20 protein-coding genes, 2 rRNA genes and 1 pseudogene are annotated in these 21,819 nt (G+C 59.4%); 14 read left to right on the top strand and 9 right to left on the bottom strand.

The annotated features are described in order from the left end of the window. From ACIPZH_RS04530 to ACIPZH_RS04555, 6 genes are all read left to right on the top strand, one after another. Positions 1–675 (top strand): ribonucleotide-diphosphate reductase subunit beta (locus ACIPZH_RS04530; protein WP_400635305.1); only part of this gene is annotated, 675 nt, incomplete at its 5' end. Between the two features lie 177 nt (positions 676–852). After that, positions 853–1,707 (top strand): sce7726 family protein, encoded by an 855-nt coding sequence (locus ACIPZH_RS04535; protein WP_400635307.1) that lies wholly within the window; start codon positions 853–855, stop codon positions 1,705–1,707. 22 nt (positions 1,708–1,729) lie between these two features. Then, the gene (locus ACIPZH_RS04540) at positions 1,730–2,686 is read left to right on the top strand and encodes a sce7725 family protein (protein WP_400635309.1); all 957 of its coding nucleotides are present in this window, start codon (positions 1,730–1,732) and stop codon (positions 2,684–2,686) included. A 139-nt stretch (positions 2,687–2,825) separates the two neighbouring features. After that, on the top strand, positions 2,826–3,362 hold the full coding sequence (locus tag ACIPZH_RS04545) for a Bro-N domain-containing protein (protein ID WP_400635311.1): 537 nt from the start codon (positions 2,826–2,828) through the stop codon (positions 3,360–3,362). A 298-nt stretch (positions 3,363–3,660) separates the two neighbouring features. Then, a complete protein-coding gene (locus tag ACIPZH_RS04550; RefSeq protein WP_277817996.1) occupies positions 3,661–3,945 on the top strand; it encodes a helix-turn-helix domain-containing protein in 285 nt (94 codons plus the stop codon). After that, positions 3,945–5,165, top strand: a complete 1,221-nt coding sequence (locus ACIPZH_RS04555; protein ID WP_400635313.1) for a type II toxin-antitoxin system HipA family toxin — start codon at positions 3,945–3,947, stop codon at positions 5,163–5,165. Before ACIPZH_RS04550 ends, ACIPZH_RS04555 begins: the two co-directional genes overlap by 1 nt. A gap of 235 nt (positions 5,166–5,400) precedes the next feature. Here the strand turns inward: ACIPZH_RS04555 and ACIPZH_RS04560 are convergent, their stop codons facing one another. Continuing rightward, the gene (locus tag ACIPZH_RS04560; protein ID WP_400635315.1) at positions 5,401–6,249 is read right to left on the bottom strand and encodes a hypothetical protein; all 849 of its coding nucleotides are present in this window, start codon (positions 6,247–6,249) and stop codon (positions 5,401–5,403) included. Between the two features lie 617 nt (positions 6,250–6,866). Between ACIPZH_RS04560 and ACIPZH_RS04565 the strand changes: the two genes are divergently transcribed. The 8 genes from ACIPZH_RS04565 to ACIPZH_RS04600 all read left to right on the top strand — a co-directional run bounded on the left by ACIPZH_RS04565 (position 6,867) and on the right by ACIPZH_RS04600 (position 14,880). Beyond that, positions 6,867–8,105, top strand: a complete 1,239-nt coding sequence (locus ACIPZH_RS04565; protein WP_241802724.1) for an OprD family porin — start codon at positions 6,867–6,869, stop codon at positions 8,103–8,105. Between the two features lie 142 nt (positions 8,106–8,247). Next, complete coding sequence (locus ACIPZH_RS04570) at positions 8,248–9,054, top strand: NAD(P)-dependent oxidoreductase (protein ID WP_267821528.1); 807 nt, start codon at positions 8,248–8,250, stop codon at positions 9,052–9,054. Positions 9,055–9,080: 26 nt separating this feature from the next. After that, entirely contained in the window at positions 9,081–9,959 is an 879-nt protein-coding gene (locus ACIPZH_RS04575; protein WP_400635317.1) for an SMP-30/gluconolactonase/LRE family protein, read from the top strand. A 65-nt stretch (positions 9,960–10,024) separates the two neighbouring features. Further along, positions 10,025–10,996, top strand: a complete 972-nt coding sequence (locus ACIPZH_RS04580) for a TRAP transporter substrate-binding protein (RefSeq protein WP_267821524.1) — start codon at positions 10,025–10,027, stop codon at positions 10,994–10,996. Between the two features lie 68 nt (positions 10,997–11,064). Further along, positions 11,065–11,592 (top strand): TRAP transporter small permease, encoded by a 528-nt coding sequence (locus ACIPZH_RS04585; RefSeq protein ID WP_400635319.1) that lies wholly within the window; start codon positions 11,065–11,067, stop codon positions 11,590–11,592. Further along, positions 11,593–12,873 carry a TRAP transporter large permease gene (locus ACIPZH_RS04590; protein ID WP_400635321.1) on the top strand — a complete coding sequence of 427 codons (1,281 nt, stop codon included), beginning with the start codon at positions 11,593–11,595 and terminating at the stop codon, positions 12,871–12,873. Between the two features lie 156 nt (positions 12,874–13,029). After that, a complete protein-coding gene (locus ACIPZH_RS04595; protein WP_241802718.1) occupies positions 13,030–13,950 on the top strand; it encodes a DMT family transporter in 921 nt (306 codons plus the stop codon). Positions 13,951–13,974: 24 nt separating this feature from the next. Further along, on the top strand, positions 13,975–14,880 hold the full coding sequence (locus ACIPZH_RS04600; RefSeq protein ID WP_400635323.1) for an aldose 1-epimerase: 906 nt from the start codon (positions 13,975–13,977) through the stop codon (positions 14,878–14,880). 2 nt (positions 14,881–14,882) lie between these two features. Here the strand turns inward: ACIPZH_RS04600 and ACIPZH_RS04605 are convergent, their stop codons facing one another. The 8 genes and pseudogenes from ACIPZH_RS04605 to ACIPZH_RS04640 all read right to left on the bottom strand — a co-directional run. Further along, positions 14,883–15,779: a LysR family transcriptional regulator gene (locus tag ACIPZH_RS04605; RefSeq protein WP_400635325.1), complete on the bottom strand. Its 897-nt coding sequence runs from the start codon at positions 15,777–15,779 to the stop codon at positions 14,883–14,885. A gap of 52 nt (positions 15,780–15,831) precedes the next feature. After that, positions 15,832–17,862 carry a pyridoxamine 5'-phosphate oxidase family protein gene (locus tag ACIPZH_RS04610; protein WP_400635327.1) on the bottom strand — a complete coding sequence of 677 codons (2,031 nt, stop codon included), beginning with the start codon at positions 17,860–17,862 and terminating at the stop codon, positions 15,832–15,834. 27 nt (positions 17,863–17,889) lie between these two features. Beyond that, positions 17,890–18,513, bottom strand: coding sequence for a glutathione S-transferase family protein (locus ACIPZH_RS04615; RefSeq protein ID WP_400635329.1), 624 nt, complete (start codon positions 18,511–18,513; stop codon positions 17,890–17,892). Between the two features lie 129 nt (positions 18,514–18,642). Continuing rightward, complete coding sequence (locus ACIPZH_RS04620; RefSeq protein WP_400635331.1) at positions 18,643–19,197, bottom strand: UPF0149 family protein; 555 nt, start codon at positions 19,195–19,197, stop codon at positions 18,643–18,645. A 76-nt stretch (positions 19,198–19,273) separates the two neighbouring features. Continuing rightward, positions 19,274–19,453, bottom strand: a pseudogene (locus tag ACIPZH_RS04625) (hypothetical protein); the annotation flags it as partial. A gap of 116 nt (positions 19,454–19,569) precedes the next feature. Beyond that, a complete protein-coding gene (locus tag ACIPZH_RS04630) occupies positions 19,570–21,213 on the bottom strand; it encodes an acetolactate synthase large subunit (RefSeq protein WP_012313089.1) in 1,644 nt (547 codons plus the stop codon). Between the two features lie 282 nt (positions 21,214–21,495). Further along, a 5S ribosomal RNA gene (gene rrf / locus ACIPZH_RS04635) occupies positions 21,496–21,611 on the bottom strand. Positions 21,612–21,745: 134 nt separating this feature from the next. Then, positions 21,746–21,819 (bottom strand): 23S ribosomal RNA (locus ACIPZH_RS04640); the annotation flags it as partial.

Consider the following 21,819-nt stretch of genomic DNA (forward strand, 5'->3'; position numbering starts at 1 on the left):
CACGCCTACCAGTACTGCATCGAGTCGCTGGGCATGGATGAAGGCGAGATCTTCAACATGTACCACGAGATCCCGTCGGTCGCGAAGAAAGCCGCCTGGGGCCTGAAGTACACCCGTGCCATCTCCGACCCAGAGTTCAACACCGGCACCGTCGAAACCGACAAAGAGCTGCTGCGCAACCTGATCGCCTACTACTGCGTGCTGGAAGGCATCTTCTTCTATTGCGGCTTCACCCAGATCCTGTCCATGGGCCGCCGCAACAAGATGACCGGCGTTGCCGAGCAGTTCCAGTACATCCTGCGTGACGAGTCGATGCACCTGAACTTCGGTATCGACGTGATCAACCAGATCAAGATCGAGAACCCACACCTGTGGGACGCGGCGATGAAGGAAGAAGCGACCCAGATGATCCTGCAAGGGACCCAGCTGGAGATCGAATACGCCCGTGACACCATGCCACGCGGTGTATTGGGCATGAACGCTGCGATGATGGAGGACTACCTCAAGTTCATCGCCAACCGTCGTTTGACCCAGATTGGTCTGAAGGAAGAGTACCCTGGGACTACCAACCCGTTCCCATGGATGAGCGAGATCATGGACTTGAAGAAAGAGAAGAACTTCTTTGAGACGCGTGTGATCGAGTATCAGACTGGTGGTGCGTTGAGCTGGGACTAAACCTCCGCAGTGCCAGGAAGGCCGCCATTTGGCGGCCTTTACTTTTTAGGTATTCGTCAAAAACTTGAAGGTGGACACCCAAAAGACGTGATGGTACTTTGCAATCAGCGATGTGATTGCCCCAGCTCCATTGACAGCCTGGATCTATAGCTCACCGAGCTAATATTTGGATTCATTATGATTTTTGATATAAACACACACCGTTCATTTTCAAAAATTTTGAGTAGATCAAAATTTTTGTCTTTAGCAAAAGGTTCACACCCCGCTGACATCTTCAAAGACATTAAGGATTTCGTTCCAGCGGACGTAACGACTGTGTCAGATCTGTACGAATTTGCTTTCAAGCTCACTAAGAAAGCTTACAGAAACGAATACATATACAAAACAGCAATCGCAAACCGAGTGGTTTTTGGACGACATAGCCCAAAAACTTCTTCTATCGCCGTAGAGCTTCCAATTGAAGATTCCGTTGTTGATCTAGCAATTTTCAACGGAACCTCAACAGCATATGAAATCAAAACAGAGCTTGACTCACCTCGACGACTTACGACTCAGACTCCAAACTACCTCAAAGCTTTTGACAATATATACATAGTCACCGCCCCAAGGCTGGCAGCCACTTACGAAAAAGCATGCCCAAAAGAAATAGGAATTATAACCCTGACATCAAGAGATTGTCTCTCAATCGTCCGACCAGCTCAAAGTAACAAAGCCAACATAAATCCGGCAACAATTTTTAAAACGCTGCGGAGAGACGAATACGTCACAGCTCTCGAGGAAATTTTAAAAACAAAAATCTCGCTACCCAACGGCATAATCAGACAGCACTGCGAAAAAGTTTTCTGCACCTTAGACCCAACCCAAGCACACGAAATTTTCGTGAACTCCATGCGCCTAAGAACGACCAGCATCGAGTCGGCATCCTTCCTCTTAAGGCTTCCCGAGCATCTTCGTATTCTTGGTTATGCCTCAAGTTTGTCACGCCCTCAAAGAGAAAGACTTTTAATAGCGCTTGAGAAAAACCTACACTAATACATGATGCAAGGAAAGCTATATGTACAGCCCCTACCTATATGCAAGACAATCCGAACTTTTGGCTCTTAGGGCTCTGCTTAAGGATGGACTTGATCTTTCAGGCCTAGTCCCCGTGCTTGAACCTGTAATCATTAACACGAAGGGCTTGAAAGCTTGCACTGAGGCGTTCGCGGATGCAGGCCACCCATTAATTATCGCTACTAATCCTTCACATAATGAGTTCAAAGGCATTTCAAACCCCCAGGAAGAATTCTACAAACACATAAAAGACTTCATTCACAGCTCCCCTTCGATAGTGCCCGGCTTCAATCTCACCAAAAACACAACAAAAAACGAAGTAGATGCCTTCTTAAACAAGTACAGCCAACAAAACGTAGCCCTCATCCACAATAACCCCAGCATCAGTTTAAATGAGTTTGGGACACACCCTCATTTCCCCAACATTAAATACAATATCATTCTAAGCAATAAAATCACCTCCGCACATAAAGGAGCTCTCCCTACCCTAAGCCTGATAAGCGTAGAAGATAGCTTTATCAAACAAGCTAAAAACGCTGATTATTCAGGAAAGGAGCACTTCACGGATAAGCACAAGACAATAGGCTTAGACAAGCTTGCATATGGAGATTACACAATAACTGGGCAAAAACTCGAAATCGGCGGAGGGAAGCCCGGCGCCGTGACAATTCATGCAATTTACAAAGACAAAGCTACCCAAGACATCTGGATCGAACACTTTGTCTCCGAAGAGACTGATAGAAACATCGGCAGTGTCGAATCAAAATTCCTCGATGCCGCCAGGAAGCTTGTCAGAGAAACTACCTCCCGCCCCGGCGAATTCAGCGATAACAGCGCACTTCAGTCCTATAAATACCACGTGGCAAACAATACATGGCCCGGGCTACCAAAAAACAAAGAGCTTCAAATCAGACATCACATCTGCTTAATGCTCGATGTAATTAGCGGTAAGATTTAACATGTTGAAATAATCAGTTCCTGTATGTGGTTGCTTGTGGGAAAGAACGGGAATACTCTTCAGAAGCGCCTAAGAAACGCTCACGCAGCGGGTTCCCGTTCCCGTAAGTAACGGCTCTCCTAGCTTTGGAAGGCCAATCATGGACAAATACTACTCATCCACCCTCTTCACACGCCACAACCGCCCCCTCCACACCCTCTGGCTCGAATCCCAAGCCTGGTTCTGCGCTCACGAACTAGGCCGGCTGAGCGCTCGCTTCTTCGATGAACACTGCATTCGCAAACTCGACCCGGACCAGTACCGCAACGTGCAGCTGCTGCGCTATGGGCAGTGTCAAGAGACCATGATGGTCAGCGAATCCGGGGCCTACACCTTATTGGCGCATCATCACATTCCGGAGAACCGCCATCTGCGCTGGTGGCTGACGCATGAGGTGGTGGCGGTTCTGCGCGATGGGCAGTCGGCAGCATTCGAGGATGTGCCGCGACTGGGACAGATGTGTTGGCCAGGCGGGCGTACGGCGACGCTGTTGTATTGGCAAAGTGAGCCCTGGGTTAGGATGCGGGATATGCCGGTAATGATGGCGGGGGAAGCGGCCGGACACTCGCCGATGGCGAAGCGCAAAATGAGCTGGCGCGAGTGCGCTCAGCGGGCATTGCGCATGCATGGCGTCTAAAAAGCTGCTGTGAGCACCACGTAGCGAATGCCGATCAACTCTCTTCATAAAAGCCTCTATAAGCATGCTTAAGCCACTTAAGCATGCTTATAGAGACGTTAAATGCTGAAGTCTTACGGGCTCGCCGCCTACCTCGAATGCTCTGCAGAATCCAGTGGAAGACGTATCCTCCATGATTCGCCTGCCCATACACTCGGGTCGGCACTCGGGTTTTCAGTACATATAAGCAGTGCTATAGTCATGCTTACCTTCGATAAAAACGCTTATAGAATATCTTAAAATGCTCGCCTTCCCCTTGATGTGTGCAGACCGGCTAACGAAAATCGGGCTTCTGGTCAAAACCAGACGGCTAGAACGTCGAATGCGTCAGAAAGATCTTGCAGCTCAATCCGGCCTGTCTACCACCACGCTGAGCAAAATCGAAGCAGGTACGCCGACTGTGGAAATGCGCAGCTATATGACCGCACTGTGGCATCTCGGCCTGCTTGACGATGTCTTCAAGGAAATCCCTGAGGCCTCCCCCGCGCCCTACACCACCGAGCATCGCGTGCGGCTCAAGCGTATCTCCGAGGATGATTTCTAATGCCTTCACTGTACATTTACATCCAGCAACCTGGATCGCTTGAGGTCACCACGCTCGGGCGCCTTACCGTGGAAAAGGGTGTAGGTGAGTTCGTCTACAGCCCTGACTATTACAAGGCAGGGGGCTGGGTGCCTGATCCACTGCACTACCCTCTGCGCGCGGAGCCCTATACCAACATTACCAAGAACGGCGGCCTTCCTGGCTTCATCAGGGATGCCGCGCCGGATGGCTGGGGCGAGCGGCTGGTCATCCGCGAGCATGGCGGCGAGATGGACGCTATCAGTTACCTGCAGAAGTCGCCCAACCATGATCGCGCCGGCAGCCTGATGGTGGGCAGCAGCAAAGTGCCACCTGAAGGCATCGGCCAGGCAGGTCTGGGCACACTCACTCAATTGGATGCGTTCATCCAGTTTGCAGACGGAGTCCAGGGCGGCTTCCCACCTGGCACGGATAGAGCGACCAAGGCTACGTTGCAGCAACGCTCCTCGCTCGGTGGTGCGCGCCCCAAATGTACCTTGGTCGAGGCAGGCAGATTCATCCTGGCCAAACCTCGGGATCGCCACGACAACTACGACATCCCTTCGCTTGAGTATGCGTGCATGGTATTCGCCGCCAACAAAGGCTTGAATGTTGCCAACGTTCGCTTGCACAAAGGGCGGGTCAACACATTGCTGGTCGACCGGTTTGACAGAGCGCTGGCAGCTAACGGCCAATACTCACGCGTTCCGATGCTAAGCGGCTTGACCTTGCTCGACAGCAACTGGCTCGGGCAGGGGGATTGGAAGAAATGGCATTACGGGGTACTGGTAGACGAAATGAACCGCCGTGGCGTGCCGGAAGCGGACCGCCAGGAGCTGTTCAAGCGGATCTGTTTCAACATTCTCGTCGGTAACGATGATGACCATCCTAAGAATGTGGCAGTGGTGTTTACGAACGACTGCTGGCGATTGTCGCCGATGTATGACGTAGTGCCGACTACCGATGGGGCCCCGCCTTCACGCCTGGCAATGGCTATCGGGAGTTATGGGCATGAAATTTCACGACGAAACCTGTTGAGCCAAGTTGAACACTATGGGCTCTCCCAGGCGCAGGCCATCGAGGTAATTGATGAAGTGGCGAGCTGGGCACCGGATCTCGAGGAGCATTATCGTCGCAGCCTCGAAGTGCCGGAGCGGGACCTTGCCATAATGGCCATGGGTGCAAGCAAACTGCTTGAATGACCTGCAAGCACAGCATTCGAGCGTGGACCGGGGGGGGACAACTGGATAAGGGAGAGGCCTCGCCCACGCCGACAAGGGGCAGAAGTGTGCCCGACATGGAACAAGCCAGTCACGTGGTCGAGGGCGAGGCCGTGGAGGAGTATAAGGCCGGTTGGCGGAGACACCAACCCCCTCGAAGCGCTTCAATTCAGGTTTGACTCAATCAGGAGCCGCCAAGCGGCTCCGATGCCTGTCGTCAGGCAGTGACGGCGTTGTCCGCCTGCGCTTGCGGTGCGTCTAGCAGGTTGTGCAGGGTATTGAGGAACAGATCGAAGCTCATGATCCCGTTACCGACGGTCGACAACAGTGTTTGACCGCTCTCGTCCTTGATAACGACCAACTCTGTCCACTGATTGAGGTCGACATTGGCCAGGCTGCTCAACGCGACCTTACGGCCATCGATGTCGAGCGCGTCGCGGGTGACGGTCAGGGGCTTGGTGGTGACGTTAATGAAGTCGCCACTGATCCGCTTGCCCCATACCTGTTTGGTGTCGAGATAGTTGAACTGCACCCCGCCACCGTTTTGAAGCGTGGCGTATACCGCTGGCAGCCGTTCGTTCAGATGCTGGTCGCGCACCTGTTCGATAAAGGCGAACAGGCCCTTGAGGTGCGGATTGACCCGGCGGAAAGGCTCGCTTGCGTTGCGCCGATAAGCCAGGTTGTTGATGAGGCCTGCGAAGGCTGTCTGGCCAGAGGCGAACAGGTACACGTCATTCATCTCGCTGAAAGGCACGTAGTCACGTTCGCTGCCGATGATCTGACAGATGCCTTTTTCATAGACCTCGTAACGCGCTTTGCGCAGCTTTATCTGCCACAGGGCCAGGGCGAACATGCTCAGCCCGAGCACAGCCAGCAAGGCGACGGTGAAGTAGAAGATGTGCTTGGGTCCGTTGAATTGCAGGTCGCTGGCGATACTCTGGTAGCCGACGAAAACGGCCAAGCCGAAGAAGATGCTGCCCAGGATGAGCATGCTGATGATCAGCGCCTTGCCGTAGCCATAGGTGCCCAGCAGCTTACCGGTGGATGTAGGTGGGGTGTATTGCATGATGGAGCCTCCTTGCGTGTGAAATGACATCATGTCGATGGTGGCAGTAAGACATGTCCTGTTAGCAATGGTTCATGGGGAAGGGTGCGCTCGGTACGCACGCTTGCATAGGCGCTCAACAATCTCACCGGGTTTTAAATCCAAGATAACGCGTCTTAACCCCCCTGATCCGGTCCTGATACACAAAGTTCCAGGGTTACCGGCCTATCAACGCCCTTCACACCGACTTTAGTCGTAGTATCTCTTTCAAGGCAGGGGGATGCCCGGGCTAGAGCTTCTGTTGATCAAAAATGCCTCTCAGAAAGCTACTACACCAGGCGTTATTGGCCTCGGTAGGCGTTGACATTACCGCCCGCGCTTGCTAAAAAATCGCCATAGTTGTACGACAACACATAACAAAAACAACAATCAGTGGACACTCTCCCCATGTCGACCCCCATCGCGCTACACCCAAGCCTCGCACCGCCCTCCATTGCATCACGCACGGCCACCTAGTGCCGTAAACCCGGTTCACCCTACCCGGCCTTCACCGGCCCGTACCCACCCGCTCCTGCCGCAGGCCGCTTTCGCGTGCCCGGTGGACGGGTTGCCTCACCCTTTTGTGGAGCACAACAATAATGAAAATCTGCCAAACCCTTCCCCTCGCCCTGCTGGGCGCCGGCATGATCGGGAGCTTGCCGGGCACCAGCGTGGCCGCAGGCTTCATCGAGGATTCCAAAGCCACGCTTGGCCTGCGCAACTTCTACATCAACCGCAACTTCACCAACCCCAGCAACCCGCAGAGCAAAGCCGAGGAGTGGACGCAGAGCTTCATCCTCGATGCACGCTCAGGCTTCACCGAGGGGCCGATCGGTTTCGGTGTGGATGTGCTGGGGATGTGGTCGGTGAAGCTCGATGGCGGTGGCGGCACCTATGGTACCGCCCTGCTGCCACGGCATGACGATGGCCGGCCGGCGGATGACTTCGGGCGCCTGGCGGTGGCGGGCAAGGCGCGGATTTCCAAGACTGAGCTGAAGATCGGCGAGTGGATGCCAGTGCTGCCCATCCTGCGTTCCGACGATGGCCGCTCGCTGCCACAGACCTTCCGCGGTGGGCAAATCACGTCCAATGAAATCGCCGGGCTGACGCTGTACGGCGGGCAGTTCCGCGGCAACAGCCCGCGCAACGACGCCAGCATGGACGACATGAGCTACGCCGGCGCCCTGTCGGACCGGTTCAACTTCGTCGGTGGCGAATACAAGTTCAACCAGGACCGCACCCTGGTCGGGCTGTGGAACGCTGTGCTCAAGGACGTCTATGAGCAGCAGTACCTGCAGCTGAGCCACAGCCAGCCGGTGGGCAGCTGGACCTTCGGCGCCAACCTCGGTTACTTCCACGGCGGCGAAGACGGCTCCGAGAAGGCCGGGCAACTGGACAACAAGACGTATTCGGGGATGTTCTCGGCCAAATATGGCGGCAACACGTTCTGGGTGGGCCTGCAAAAGGTCGATGGCGATACCTGGATGCGGGTCAACGGTACCAGCGGCGGGACCTTGGCCAACGACAGCTACAACTCCAGTTTCGACAATGCCAACGAGCGCTCCTGGCAGGTGCGTCATGACTTCAACTTCGTCACCGTTGGCGTGCCGGGGCTGACGCTGATGAACCGCTACATCAGCGGCAAGGACGTGCACACCGCGTCGGTCAGCGACGGCAAGGAGTGGGTGCGGGAAACGGAGCTGGCCTATGTGATCCAGAGCGGGGCGTTCAAGGATCTGAGCGTTAAATGGCGCAACTCCTCGATTCGGCGCGACTACAGCAACAACGAATTCGATGAGAACCGGTTGATCTTCAATTATCCATTGTCGTTGCTGTAAGGCAGGCACGTGGCGGCCCATCGCGCCGTGGCTCGCGATGGGCCGCAAGGTCACAGAAATAACATTGACAACCCCGGAAGTCACTGCCGATAATTCAGGCAAGTCATACGACAACCTACAACAATTAACAAAAGAGCCGGCCATGACCACTACCCCCCTCAAGCGCCTGCTGCTCACCGGAGCCGCAGGCGGCCTGGGCAAGGTCCTTCGCGAACGCCTGCAAGGCTACGCTGAGGTCCTGCGCCTTTCCGATATCAGCCCGATGGCACCTGCTGCGGGCCCGCATGAAGAGGTCGTGACCTGCGACCTGGCCGACAAGGCCGCCGTCCACGCACTGGTAGAAGGTGTCGACGCCATCCTCCATTTCGGCGGCGTATCCACCGAACACTCCTTCGAAGACATCCTCGGCCCCAACATCTGCGGTGTGTTCCACGTTTACGAGGCGGCGCGCAAGCATGGGGTCAAGCGCATCATCTTCGCCAGCTCCAACCACACCATCGGTTTCTACCGCCAGGACGAACGCATCGACGCCCACGCCCCGCGCCGGCCCGACAGCTACTACGGGTTGTCCAAGTGCTACGGCGAGGATGTGGCCAGCTTCTACTTCGACCGCTATGGCATCGAGACCGTCAGCATCCGCATTGGCTCCTCCTTCCCCCAGCCACAGAACCTGCGGATGTTGTGCACCTGGCTGAGCTACGACGACCTGGTGCAGCTGATCGAACGCGGGCTGCACACCCCCAATGTGGGCCACACCATCGTCTACGGTGCCTCCGACAACCGCACCGTATGGTGGGACAACCGCTATGCCGCACACCTGGGCTACGCGCCGAAAGACACCTCCGAGGTGTTTCGCGACGTGGTAGAGGCCCAGCCGGCCCCTGCCGCCGATGACCCGAGCATGGTCTATCAGGGCGGCGCCTTCGCCGTTGCCGGACCGTTCAACTGATACCCAGTGCTTCAGGAGGCCCGGCCATGAACTGCGAACTGATCGTCGACGCCCGCAACGGCACCGGCGAAAGCCCCGTGTGGCACCCCACCGAACAAGCCCTGTACTGGGTCGACATTCCTGCCCGCACGCTGCATCGCTGGCAGCCCGATGGTGCGCACCAGAGCTGGCAAGCCGACGAGATGATCGCCTGCATAGCGCGCACTGAGCAGGGCTGGATCGCCGGCATGGAAAGCGGCATCTTCCAGCTTGAAACCAAGGCCGATGGCAGCCTGGCCAGCCACTTGCTCAGCGCCGTCGACCATGCCCGCAGCGGTATGCGGTTCAACGATGGGCGCTGTGACCGCCAGGGCCGCTTCTGGGCCGGCACCATGCTGATGGACATGCAGCAAGGCGCCACGGTCGGCGCGCTGTACCGGCATGACGGCAAGGGCCGCTTGCACCTGCAGCAGAACGGCATGATCGTGCCCAATGGCCTGGCCTTCAGCCCCGACGGCACGCGCATGTACCTGTCGGACTCGCACCCTGACGTGCAGAAAATCTGGGTGTTCGACTACGACATTGACAGTGGCACACCCCACAACAAGCGGCTGTTCGTCGATATGCATGCCTTCCCCGGCCGCCCGGACGGCGCTGCCATCGACCAGGACGGCTGCTACTGGATTTGCGGCAACGATGCCGGTCAGGTCCATCGGTTCACACCGGATGGCCGCCTGGACCGCTCACTCAACGTGCCGGTCAAAAAGCCAGCGATGTGCGCATTCGGCGGCTCCAACCTGGACACCCTGTTCGTCACCTCGATCCGCCCCGCAGGCATCGACCTCGGCGACCAGCCGCTGGCCGGGGGCGTTTTTGCTTTCGAACTCGGCGTCAAAGGCCTGGAGGAACCTGCCTGCCGGGGCTGAACACCCGTACTGCCAACCACACTCGCACGCCCGAAACCAGATAATAAAAACCACGGAGTTTCATCATGACGTTCAAACGCAAGCTGCTTCTTGCTGCACTCCCGTTCGCTTTCAGCCTCTCCCTGCCAGCCCACGCGCTGGACATCAAGTTCGCCGAGATCCACCCGGCCGGTTACCCGACCGTGGTCGCCGAGCAGAACATGGGCAAGAAGATCGAAGCGGCCAGCAATGGCGAGATCACTTTCAAGATGTTCCCTGGCGGCGTCCTCGGCTCGGAAAAGGAAGTCATCGAGCAGGCGCAGATCGGTGCCGTGCAGATGACCCGCGTCAGCCTGGGGATCGTCGGCCCGGTGGTGCCTGACGTGAATGTGTTCAACATGCCGTTCGTGTTCCGCGACCATGACCACATGCGCAAGATCATCGACGGCGATATCGGCCAGGAGATCCTCGACAAGATCACCAATTCCGAATTCAACCTGGTGGCCCTGGCCTGGATGGACGGTGGCTCGCGCAGCATCTACACCAAGAAGCCGGTGCGCAGCCTGGAAGACCTCAAGGGCATGAAGATCCGCGTGCAGGGCAACCCGCTGTTCATCGACATGATGAACGCCATGGGGGGCAACGGCATCGCCATGGATACCGGCGAGATCTTCAGCGCCCTGCAGACCGGGGTAATCGACGGCGCCGAAAACAACCCGCCAACCCTGCTCGAGCACAACCACTATCAGAGCGCCAAGTACTTCACCCTCACTGGCCATCTGATCCTGCCAGAGCCGGTGGTGATGTCCAAGACCACCTGGAACAAGCTCACCCCTGAGCAGCAGGCGCTGGTGAAGAAGGTCGCCCGCGAAGCGCAGATGGAAGAGCGTGCGCTGTGGGATGCCAAGACTGCCGCCAGTGAAGAGAAGCTCAAGGCTGCTGGCGTGGAGTTCATCACCGTCGACAAGAAACCGTTCTTCGACGCTACCGCTTCGGTACGCGAGAAATACGGTGCACCGTACGCCGACCTGATGAAGCGTATCGACGCCGTACAGTAATACCGGCCCCTTTCCAAGTTTGACCTCGGCAGTGCGACGCCCGTCGCCCTGCCGCTTTGGTGATACCTATGAAATCGCTTTTCCTGAGCGTCAACGACACGCTCTACCGCAGCTGTATCTGGGTCGCGGGCCTGTCGATCCTGGCCATGTCGCTGATCATCCCTTGGGGCATCTTCGCCCGCTATGTGCTGGGTACCGGCTCCAGCTGGCCGGAGCCGGTAGCGATCCTGCTGATGGTGGTGTTCACCTTTGTCGGCGCTGCCGCCAGCTACCGGGCCGGCGCGCACATGGCGGTGGGGATGATCACCGACCGTTTGCCACCCCTGCAGCGCCAGCTGGTTGCACTGCTGGTTCAGGTGCTGATGATCCTGGTATGCGTGTTCATGACCTACTACGGCGTCAAGCTGTGCATCACCACGTGGAACCAGTCGTTGGCCTCGTTGCCTGGGGTGCGGGTGGGCATGACCTACGCGCCGATCCCCGTCGGTGGCCTGCTGACCCTGGTTTTTGTACTGGAAAACCTCCTGCTGGGCGATCAGAGCAACCGCAAGGTGGTTCGTTACGATCTGGCCGAAGAAAACGAAGGAGCTGCGTAAATGGATGCGTTCATTCTGTTGGGCAGCTTCATCGTGCTCATCCTGATCGGTATGCCGGTGGCCTTCGCTCTGGGCCTGTCGGCGCTGATCGGCGCCTGGTGGATCGACATCCCGCTGCAGGCGATGATGATTCAGATCGCCAGTGGGGTTAACAAGTTTTCGCTGCTCGCCATTCCGTTCTTCGTGCTGGCTGGCGCAATCATGGCCGAAGGTGGCATGTCACGGCGTTTGGTGGCCTTCGCCGGCGTGCTGGTGGGCTTCGTACGGGGCGGTTTGTCGCTGGTCAATATCATGGCCTCGACCTTCTTCGGCGCCATTTCCGGCTCGTCGGTGGCTGACACCGCATCGGTAGGCTCGGTACTGATACCCGAGATGGAGCGCAGGGGCTACCCGCGCGAGTTCTCCACGGCGGTAACCGTCAGCGGCTCGGTGCAGGCATTGCTCACCCCACCCAGCCACAACTCGGTGCTGTACTCGCTGGCGGCGGGCGGCACGGTGTCGATTGGCTCGCTGTTCGTTGCGGGGATCATGCCGGGCTTACTGCTGAGCGCGGTAATGATGGGCCTGTGCCTGATGTTCGCCAAGAAGCGCAACTACCCCAAAGGCGAGGTTATCCCGCTGCGCCAAGCGCTGAAGATCGCCGGCGAAGCACTGTGGGGCCTGATGGCGATGGTGATCATCCTCGGCGGTATTCTCTCGGGTGTGTTCACCGCCACCGAATCAGCGGCCGTGGCGGTGGTTTGGTCGTTCTTCGTGACCATGTTCATCTACCGTGACTACAAATGGCGCGACCTGCCCAAGCTGATGCACCGTACGGTGCGGACCATCTCGATCGTGATGATCCTGATCGGCTTTGCCGCCAGCTTCGGCTACGTGATGACGCTGATGCAGATCCCGTCGAAGATCACCACCTTGTTCCTGACCTTGTCAGACAACCGCTATGTGATCCTGATGTGCATCAACTTCATGCTGTTGCTGCTGGGCACGGTGATGGACATGGCGCCGTTGATTCTGATCCTGACGCCGATCCTGCTGCCGGTCATCACCGGCATAGGTGTGGACCCGGTGCACTTCGGCATGATCATGCTGGTGAACCTGGGCATCGGCTTGATCACACCACCGGTCGGTGCGGTGCTGTTCGTCGGCTCGGCCATCGGCAAGGTGAGTATCGAATCGACGGTGAAGGCGCTGCTGCCGTTCTACATCGCGCTGTTCCTGGTGCTCATCGCGGTCACCTACATCCCGGCCATCTCGCTGTGGCTGCCGAGCGTCGTGCTGTAACAGACCTCATCCGGGGCCGCTGTGCGGCGCATCGCCGGTATGCCGGCTCCCAGGTACCGCGCCGATCTGATGGATCATGCGAAACCTGTGGGCGCTGGCTTGCCGGCGATGGGCTGCGCAGCAGCCCATGGACACTCCTGCAAATGGACCCTGCACATGGCTGTCGCTGTTTCTACCTCGCTTTTCCCACGCAAGCTGGCGGTCGCGCTACTGGCGCTGCTGGCCTGCTCGTTCGCCGGCAACCACATTGCCGCACGCATCGCCTTCGATGACGACACCGGCGTTCTGTTGGCCATCCTCTGTCGTTCCGGCATCACCTTCCTGGTACTGGCCAGCCTGGTGCTATGGCAGCGCCAGCCACTGAGCCTGCCGGCTGGCACGCGGCATTGGCAACTGCTGTTGGGCCTGCTGATCGCCACCCAGAGCCTGTGCCTGTACTCGGCCGTGGCGCGCATCCCGGTTGCCTTGGCGCTGCTGGTAGGCAATACCTTCCCGATGCTGCTGGCGCTGCTGACCTGGGCGCTGGGCGGCGCTCGCCCGACCGGGCGCACCGTGCTGTTCATGGGGCTGATCCTGTGTGGCCTGGTGCTGGCGCTGGATGTACCTGGGCGCCTGAGCAATGAGGGTGAGGCCAACCCGCACTGGCTTCTGGGCGTGGGCCTTTCGTTCTGCGCCGCCTGCGTGTTCGCCTGCGCGTTGTGGATCACTGACCACAAACTGGCGGCGGTTCGCGGCCCGGTGCGTAGCTTGCTGACCCTGTTGATCGTGTTCGCCAGCATGCTGGTGGCCGGTGCCAGCGGGGTGATGCCATCCGGGTTGTCGCTGCCGGCCAGCGCCAGCGGCTGGGCAGCGTTGGCCAGCCTGGTGGTGCTGTATGGCGTGGCCTTCACCTTGCTGTTCGTCTGCGTGCCACGGCTGAACATGGCGCAGAACGCGCCGGTGATGAATATCGAGCCCATCGCTACGCTACTGCTGGGTTGGGCTTTGCTGGATCAACGCCTGGGCACCTGGCAGTTGATCGGCGCCGCCGTGGTGGTGTGCGGCATCGTGCTGCTGACCTATCGCCGGGCCAACTGACCCACTTTGTAAAAGGAGCCGCTGATGGCTGTCACCGAACTGCAGCTGCAAGACCGCCTGACCCGCCTGACCCTGGCGCCCGAGCTGGGCGCCAGCCTGGTCAACTGGGAGGTGAAGGCGACCGGGCAGGCGCTGCTGCGCCATACCGACCCGGCGACGCTGGCCAACGGTACACCGCGGCAGTTGGCGTGCTACCCCTTGGCGCCGTGGTCCAACCGCATTGGCGAAGGTGGTTTTGCAAGACCCGAAGGTTGGCTGGCCCTGGCGCCCAACACCCCACACGATCCGTATCCGATTCATGGCACTGCCTGGCAGCAGGCCTGGCAGGTGGCTCACCACACTGAGCGAAGTGCAAGGTTGACCCTTCAGAGCAGCGTGCCGTTCGCCTACCGGGCGGTACTGGATGTGCATGTGCATGAAGGTTGCCTGAGGCTTGACCTGCATGTGACGCATCTGGATGAGCCCGCTACCTGGTACGGGCTGGGCTTGCATCCTTACTTCCCGCGCTACCCAGACACCCGGCTGCGGGCAGCGGCGCAGCATGTGTGGCTGGCCGAAGAGGGTCGGTTGCCGTCGTACAAGGCAGCGGTGCCTGAAGCGTGGCGCTTCGATGCGCCGGCCGGCCTGCCGATCACCGTGGTCGACCATGCGTTCGGCGGCTGGGCCGGCGACTGCGTGATCGAACAACCCGCGGCCGGTTATCGCCTGGCATGCAGCGCCAACGGCGCCGAGCATTTCTTGCTGTTCTGCCCCCAGGACAAACCGTTCTTCTGCTTTGAGCCGGTCAGCCATCCAATCAATGCCCATCACCTGCCGGGGCAACCGGGGCTGCGTTTGTTGCAGCAGGGTGAAGAAATGAGCCTGGGGTTCAGCCTGGAGTACCAGGCGATCCAGGCGGTTGTCAGCGAGCGTGGCCCGAAGGCAGGATGACGTCAGTCCAGCCCTTGGGCCCGCAGCTCATGCGCCAGCATGTCGACGAACGCGCGCACCTTGGCCGAACCGTGCTTGCTTTCGCGGTGCAGCACATGGATTGGCCATGGGGCTTCTTCATAGTCGGCAAGGATCACCTGTAACTGCCCGCTGGCGATCTCGTCCACCACCTGATAGGACAGCAACCGGGCAATCCCCAGCCCACCCACCGCCGCGGCAATCGCACCGTCGTTGCTGGTCACGGTGAGCCTGGGTTGGATGCGCACCAGGGTCGGTTCGTCCGTCACGCCGAAGCGCCAGCCCGCGCGCGGTGACAGGTTGGTGGTGGCGATCACCGCATGCGCCGGCAAGTCCGAGGGGTGCTGCGGCACGCCATGGCGCAGCAGGTATTCAGGCGAGGCGCAGAGCATGCGCCTGACCCTGCCCACGCGCAGGGCCTTGAGGCCGGAGTCAGGCAGCGGACCGATACGCACGGCAACGTCCATGCCCTCCTCGACCATGTTGACGATGCGGTCGAGGAAGTAGGCAGAGACGTCGACTTCGGGGTACTGCTGCAGATAACGCACGATGCTCGGCATGACGAATTTCTTGCCGAAAAGGATGGGCGCAGTGACCGCCAGCTCGCCTTTGGGCGTGGCGTTGATGCCGGCGGCGGCCTCGTTGGCCTCAAGGATGCTGGCGAGGATATGGCGGGTGTCCTCCAGATAGCGGCCACCCGCCTGGGTCAGGCGCACGCTGCGCGTGGTGCGTAGCAACAGTTTGACGCCGAGCATGTCCTCAAGCGCACTGACCGCGCGGGTTACGGCAGCGGGCGAGATATCCAGGCGGCGGGCGGCGGCTGCGAAGCTTTCCAGCTCGCCTACCGCAACGAACACCTTCATCAGGTGAATCTGGTCCATGTCAGCTCCTGGGGACGGGTGTCGAGTGATTATCAGCCATCTGCAGGCGGCATCAAATGTCCAGTACCAACGCTTGCCCGCCCTCGTGCGTTTTGCCCGGCACCGCGCAACAGATCAGCACTGTCCCCGCGTCCGGCATCTGCGCAGGCGGGTTCGGGTAATGCACCTGACCGCTCACCACCTTGGTCTTGCAGGTGCCGCACGAACCGCCCCGGCAACTGAAGTCCGGCGATAACCCTCGGGCCTCGGCAAGTTCCAGCAAGGTACCACCGCCCGGCGCCCAGCGCGCCTCCTTGGCCGAGCTGGCGAAGTACACCGGCACTGGCTCGCCGGCAGCCGGTGGCTGCTGCAATGTCGGCTGGTTGTCATCGGTATGACGCTTCAGGGTCGACGGGCCGAAGGCTTCTGCATGGATGCGCTTGTCGGGCACATGAATGGCGCGCAATCCTTCATACAGCTCCTGGGTAAAACTGGCGGGCCCACACAGGTAGAAGTCGTAGTCATCCAGCGCCAGCTTCGCTTTGACCTGCTCGATCGCCAGGCGCCCGGCATGGTCGTAGTCGCGTCCTGGTAGTGCATCGTCCTCGGGCTGGCTAAGGAAACGATGCACACTCAACAGGCCGCCTGCCTGCTCGCCCAACGCCGCCAGTTCCTGCTGAAATGGCAAGTCGGCGAGGCGGCGGGCGCCGTGGAACAGATGGATTCGCCGCGCCTGCTGCCGGGCCAGCTGCTCGCGCAACATGGCGATCAGCGGGGTAATGCCCACGCCTGCACCCATCAGCACGATGGGCCTTGCGCTGTCGCCATCCAAGGTAAAACTGCCCATGGGCAGCCGCACGTCGAGCAGATCGCCCACGCCGACCTCTTCGTGCAGATACCGCGAAGCCGCCCCCTGGGCCTTCACGCTGATGCGCAGGTAGCCGTCCGATGGCGCGCACGACAGGCTGTAGGTGCGAATCAACGGCGTCTCGCCTCCCAAGGCCAGGCGCACCGGAATGTGCTGCCCTGGGGCGAACGTTACCGGCCTATCTGGGGCGAGGTAGAACGAGCGAATGTCTCGGCTTTCCTGCTCCACCCGCTGCACACGCCAGGCCAGCCATTGGCGTTGCCGTTCGCGCTGCTGCAGGCGCTGCTCGGCCTCGGCCCAGGTGCCGGTCATCAGGCTGGTAGGCGCGTACTCCTGAAAGGCCCAGCGCAATGACACGCCAGCCCGGCGCAGCACGATCTGTTCGACCTGAAGCGTCCATAGCCGCTCGGCGCCTTCGAAGTCTTTGATCAGTGGGCTGTCGAGCAGAATAGTGGTGCGGCCAGTCAGTTGCAGGACATCACCGTTGCTGAAATCGACGAACAACAACCCTGCCTGCGGATTTTCCAACAGGTTGCCGAGGGTATTGAAGTGTAGGTTGCCGGCATAGTCAGGGATCGTCAGGCGGTTGCCATCGACCTTGACGAACCCGGCCCGGCCGCCGCGGTGCGAGACGTCCACTGCGCGGTGGCCGTCTGGGTGGTCTATGTAGCTGGCCACGAAAAAGGTGTCGGCCTGCTCGATCATGGTCACCGCATGGGCATCCAGCACGCTTGAATCCAGCCGCCCCTGCGCCGGCTCATGGACACGCGTGTAAGCACGCATCTGGATGTACTGGGGGCAATTGCCGAAAGCATGCTCCACCGCCACCGCCAGCCGCCCATCGCTCCCTTGCTGGACAAGGCCGTTGATGCGATTGCGGCGGCGGCTGTGCAGCTCGATGCCGAGCAGGCCGACAGCACCACCTGGGCCCAGGCCTGGCACTGCCGGGTCGTCACTGGCGAGCAGGGTGTCGATCAGCAACTGCCGAGGGTCGGGCGAACTGACGAAGCCTTCGGGGCCTTCAAGCAGCGTCGCCCAGGGTTTACCGTGGGCGTCCACGGCACCTGCAACCAGGAAGGGCAGTTGCCGGTAGAACTCGCGGTGCTGGTCGGGCATGTAGTCACGAATGACCTTCCGCCCGAACACCTCCATACGTTCCGCCACACCGGCCTGTTCCTGCAGCCGTTTCTCGCCAGCGTGCCAAGGGGAAGTACGAGGGTCTGGTAGTGCTTGCATGGCGGCGTTCCTCGGTAAGGTAGCGGCTCAGGCGCTGGCTTGCAGGCCCACGGCGGTACGTGGCATGGCAACGAAGCCAGGCAGCGCTTCGACACGCGCCAGCCAGGCACGCACGTTGGGGTACGGGTCCAGCGAGACATTGCCTTCGGGGGCATGGGCGATGTACGAATAGTTGGCGACGTCGGCGATGGTTGGCTCGCTGCCCACCAGGAACGGCGTCTTGGCCAGCTCGGCATCCATCACCTTGAGCAAGCTGTGGGCACGGCCGATGACTTCGTCGGTGTTGAACGAGGCGCCGAACACCGTGACCAGGCGAGCGGCAGCAGGGCCGAAAGCAACGGGCCCGGCAGCAACCGACAGCCAGCGCTGCACGCGGGCAGCGGCAAGCGGGTCTTGGGGCAGCCACTGGCCACATTTGTCGTAAGTACCCGCGAGGTAGACGAGGATGGCGTTGGAGTCGGCGATGACAGTACCGTTGTCATCGATCACAGGCACTTGGCCAAACGGGTTGATGGCGAGAAATTCCGGCTGCTTGTGCGCCCCTTTGGCCAGGTCTACGAAGACCAGTTCGGTGGGCAGGTTCAGCAGTGACAGCATCAGCTCGATGCGGTGGGCATGGCCGGACTTGGGGAAGTTGTAGAGTTTGATCATGGTCTGCGCTCCAGGCGTGGCACCGGGGTGGTGCTGCTGGAACACATGCTGCGCTGATTCGGCGGGCAGCAGAATCAGCGCGCAGAGGAGATCATAATTTCGCTAGGCGAAATAATGCCCCTGGGCAGATCAATGTCGTTGCTGCTTCTGATACCGATACAAGCCCTTGGCTGCAGCGACCACGTGGGGCACACAAGCCTGCAGCTCATCGAAGCTCATGGTATCAAGCAGTTCGAAGTTATCTTCCAGCCCGTGCAGCGAAATGGCCTTGAGCAGTTGATCCTGCTCTGGCGGAAGGTCGCCCCATTGCGCGACCTGGGTAGCGCGCATGTAGCCAAAGCACCACTCCTCCATGATGATCGCTGGCCCTTCCTCGCCTTCACTTTCTTCGAACACCGGCTCGAAGCCGTCGACATTCTCCGCAAGCTGTTCCGCCACCTGGTGGGCATAGCGCAGCATCAATGCCGTGTAGGCTTCTTCATGGGCTGGCTTCTTGAACTTCGGCACCTTGCCACCGGCGACCGCAGGTAACCACTGCTCGGGGTTGACCCGACCCGGCGAGCTGGCCAGGCCGGTGAAAAAGCCGTTGAGCTCGGCAAGGTTGAGTACCGAATAGTCGTTACCGTAGGTGATCAGCAGGTCTTCAAGGCGGTTGAGCTCTTTTTCGCTGAGGGGAGGAAGCATGGGGGCACATCCTGAAAAGCCAAAGTGTGTGCACCCTATCACAGCGGCGGGGCAAGGGCTTCACGCAGCCTCAGTGGCCGCAACGTAGCAGCTCACGAGTAGCGGGCAAACCGGTAACACCTGCGCCGATGATGCAGATCCGATGCTCCGGTTGAACAGCACGCGCGATACCACCTTCTTGCTCAATCAGACGGCGATAGTCCAACCAAAGATCTGGTGTGCAGGCTCTGCCGAGTAGCCGCTGGAAAGCCGACACTGTTGCGGTGCCAGCGCAGCCTGATCCCCGCAAAGCGCCACACCCGCAAATCACTGGCCTAAAAGACCAGTGATGTTCCCGGGGGAGGCGGTTTGCCAGGGATAGGACTTTACGGCTTACACCGCCAGCGCGCGCTCACGCAGCTCGCTGTTGAGGATGCGGTCGTTCTCGCTGTAATCGACCGGGCAGTCGATCACGTGCACGCCCGGGGTCTTGATGCAGTGCTCGAGCAGCGGCAGTAAACCTTCGGCGCTTTCTACGCGATGGCCATTGGCACCGTAGGCTTCGGCGTACTTGACGAAGTCCGGGTTGCCGTAGTCCAGGCCGAAATCGGTGAAGCCCATGTTGGCCTGCTTCCAGCGGATCATGCCGTAGCCGTCATCACGCAGGATCACCACGGTAACGTGCATGCCAAGACGGACTGCGGTTTCCAGCTCTTGGCTGTTCATCATGAAGCCGCCGTCGCCACACACCGAGATCACCGGACGGTCCGGGTACACCAGGTGGGCTGCCATCGCCGATGGCAGGCCAGCACCCATGGTCGCCAGGGCGTTGTCGAGCAGTACGGTGTTGGGCTTGTGAGCCTTGTAGTTACGGGCGAACCAGATTTTGTAGATGCCGTTGTCCAGGGCAACGATGCCTTCGGACGGCAGTACGCGGCGGATATCGGCAACCAGGCGCTGAGGGTAGACCGGGAAGCGGTCATCGTCGGCGCCTTCGGCGATCTGGGCTTCGTTGGCTTCACGAATCGCCATCAGGCGGGTGAAGTCCCAGTGCGAAGTGTCGCCCAGGCCTTCAGCGATCTGCCAGACGGCGTTGGCGATGTCGCCGATCACTTCAACCTGCGGGAAGTACACGGCGTCGACTTCGGCGGAACGGAAGTTGATATGGATGACTTCGGTGCCGCCACGGACCATGAAGAACGGCGGCTTCTCGATCACATCGTGGCCGATGTTGACGATGAGATCGGCCGCTTCGATCGCACGGTGCACGAAATCACCGGACGACAGCGCAGCGTTACCCAGGAAGCGCGGGCTGCGCTCGTCAACCACACCCTTGCCCAGCTGGGTGGTGACGAACGGGATACCGGTCTTGTCGACCAGTTGCTTGAGAACCTTGGCAGTCATCTTGCGGTTGGCGCCGGCACCGATCACCAGGATAGGGCTGCGTGCGGTGCGCAGTTTCTCGATGGCAGCTTCGATAGCCACATGTTCGGCCAGCGGACGGCGGTGCAGGCTGCGCGGGATCGGCATGGCATCGGTCTGCTCGGCGGCGATGTCTTCCGGCAGCTCCAGGTGCACGGCACCCGGTTTTTCTTCTTCGGCCAGGCGGAACGCTTCACGCATGCGCGAAGGGATGTTGTCGGCCGAGGCGAACTGGTGGGTGTACTTGGTGATGGGATCCATCATGCCGCACACATCGATGATCTGGAAGCGGCCCTGCTTGGACTTCTTGATCGGCTTCTGGCCGGTAATCATCATCATCGGCATGCCGCCCAGGTAGGCGTAAGCACTGGCGGTTACCAGGTTGGTAGCGCCGGGGCCCAGGGTCGACAGGCTGACGCCGGTCTTGCCGGTCAGGCGGCCATAGGTGGCTGCCATGAAGCCCGCAGACTGCTCGTGGCGGGTCAGTACCAGCTTGATCTTCGACTTGCGCAGGGATTCCAGCAGGTCGAGGTTTTCCTCACCAGGAATGCCGAACACATACTCGACACCTTCGTTTTCCAGGCATTGCACAACGACATCGGCGGCCTTGGCCATCTTGCTTGTAACCTCAGTTGTATAGGACGGTGAAGGTCCAGAAATGCGCAGCACGGCACGCTGGCATCGCTCTATCCGGGCGCGAGGGTGCCCCGAACCTAAGCCTTGACGCAGCTTGGGCAGGGCAAAGTCACGTAAACGAACAGGATTAATTGTCGCACCCTTCGGCGCATTTGCGCAGGTGCGAGACGGACAAAACATCTTTGCCTGGAGAAAGGTGTGCGAATATCGGAAAGACAAAACCCCTACCTGCTCGCGCAGATAGGGGTTTTGCGAAATGAATCTTGACGATGACCTACTCTCACATGGGGAAACCCCACACTACCATCGGCGATGCATCGTTTCACTACTGAGTTCGGGATGGGATCAGGTGGTTCCAATGCTCTATGGTCGTCAAGAAATTCTGTAGCCAGAATGTCCAGATGGACAGCCCAGCGAATTCGGATATGTGATGTTTGTGGTTCGTTGCGAACTTTCGGTTCGTATCATCTTCACCACCACAATCTGCAGAAGCAAATTGCTTGGGTGTTATATGGTCAAGCCTCACGGGCAATTAGTATTGGTTAGCTCAACGCCTCACAGCGCTTACACACCCAACCTATCAAC

The organism is Pseudomonas sp. NPDC089758 (genome assembly GCF_044748705.1).
Taxonomy (GTDB): domain Bacteria; phylum Pseudomonadota; class Gammaproteobacteria; order Pseudomonadales; family Pseudomonadaceae; genus Aquipseudomonas; species Aquipseudomonas putida_X.

Excerpts from the sequence above, each read along its gene's own strand:
- ACIPZH_RS04550 (WP_277817996.1), top strand. The coding sequence starts at position 3,661 with ATGTGTGCAGACCGGCTAACGAAAATCGGGCTTCTGGTCAAAACCAGA.
- ACIPZH_RS04555 (WP_400635313.1), top strand. The coding sequence starts at position 3,945 with ATGCCTTCACTGTACATTTACATCCAGCAACCTGGATCGCTTGAGGTC.
- ACIPZH_RS04610 (WP_400635327.1), bottom strand. The coding sequence starts at position 17,862 with ATGCAAGCACTACCAGACCCTCGTACTTCCCCTTGGCACGCTGGCGAG.
- ACIPZH_RS04620 (WP_400635331.1), bottom strand. The coding sequence starts at position 19,197 with ATGCTTCCTCCCCTCAGCGAAAAAGAGCTCAACCGCCTTGAAGACCTG.
- ACIPZH_RS04560 (WP_400635315.1), bottom strand. The coding sequence starts at position 6,249 with ATGCAATACACCCCACCTACATCCACCGGTAAGCTGCTGGGCACCTAT.
- ACIPZH_RS04615 (WP_400635329.1), bottom strand. The coding sequence starts at position 18,513 with ATGATCAAACTCTACAACTTCCCCAAGTCCGGCCATGCCCACCGCATC.
- ACIPZH_RS04590 (WP_400635321.1), top strand. The coding sequence starts at position 11,593 with ATGGATGCGTTCATTCTGTTGGGCAGCTTCATCGTGCTCATCCTGATC.
- ACIPZH_RS04605 (WP_400635325.1), bottom strand. The coding sequence starts at position 15,779 with ATGGACCAGATTCACCTGATGAAGGTGTTCGTTGCGGTAGGCGAGCTG.
- ACIPZH_RS04600 (WP_400635323.1), top strand. The coding sequence starts at position 13,975 with ATGGCTGTCACCGAACTGCAGCTGCAAGACCGCCTGACCCGCCTGACC.
- ACIPZH_RS04545 (WP_400635311.1), top strand. The coding sequence starts at position 2,826 with ATGGACAAATACTACTCATCCACCCTCTTCACACGCCACAACCGCCCC.
- ACIPZH_RS04565 (WP_241802724.1), top strand. The coding sequence starts at position 6,867 with ATGAAAATCTGCCAAACCCTTCCCCTCGCCCTGCTGGGCGCCGGCATG.
- ACIPZH_RS04540 (WP_400635309.1), top strand. The coding sequence starts at position 1,730 with ATGTACAGCCCCTACCTATATGCAAGACAATCCGAACTTTTGGCTCTT.
- ACIPZH_RS04535 (WP_400635307.1), top strand. The coding sequence starts at position 853 with ATGATTTTTGATATAAACACACACCGTTCATTTTCAAAAATTTTGAGT.
- ACIPZH_RS04630 (WP_012313089.1), bottom strand. The coding sequence starts at position 21,213 with ATGGCCAAGGCCGCCGATGTCGTTGTGCAATGCCTGGAAAACGAAGGT.
- ACIPZH_RS04580 (WP_267821524.1), top strand. The coding sequence starts at position 10,025 with ATGACGTTCAAACGCAAGCTGCTTCTTGCTGCACTCCCGTTCGCTTTC.
- ACIPZH_RS04585 (WP_400635319.1), top strand. The coding sequence starts at position 11,065 with ATGAAATCGCTTTTCCTGAGCGTCAACGACACGCTCTACCGCAGCTGT.
- ACIPZH_RS04595 (WP_241802718.1), top strand. The coding sequence starts at position 13,030 with ATGGCTGTCGCTGTTTCTACCTCGCTTTTCCCACGCAAGCTGGCGGTC.
- ACIPZH_RS04570 (WP_267821528.1), top strand. The coding sequence starts at position 8,248 with ATGACCACTACCCCCCTCAAGCGCCTGCTGCTCACCGGAGCCGCAGGC.
- ACIPZH_RS04575 (WP_400635317.1), top strand. The coding sequence starts at position 9,081 with ATGAACTGCGAACTGATCGTCGACGCCCGCAACGGCACCGGCGAAAGC.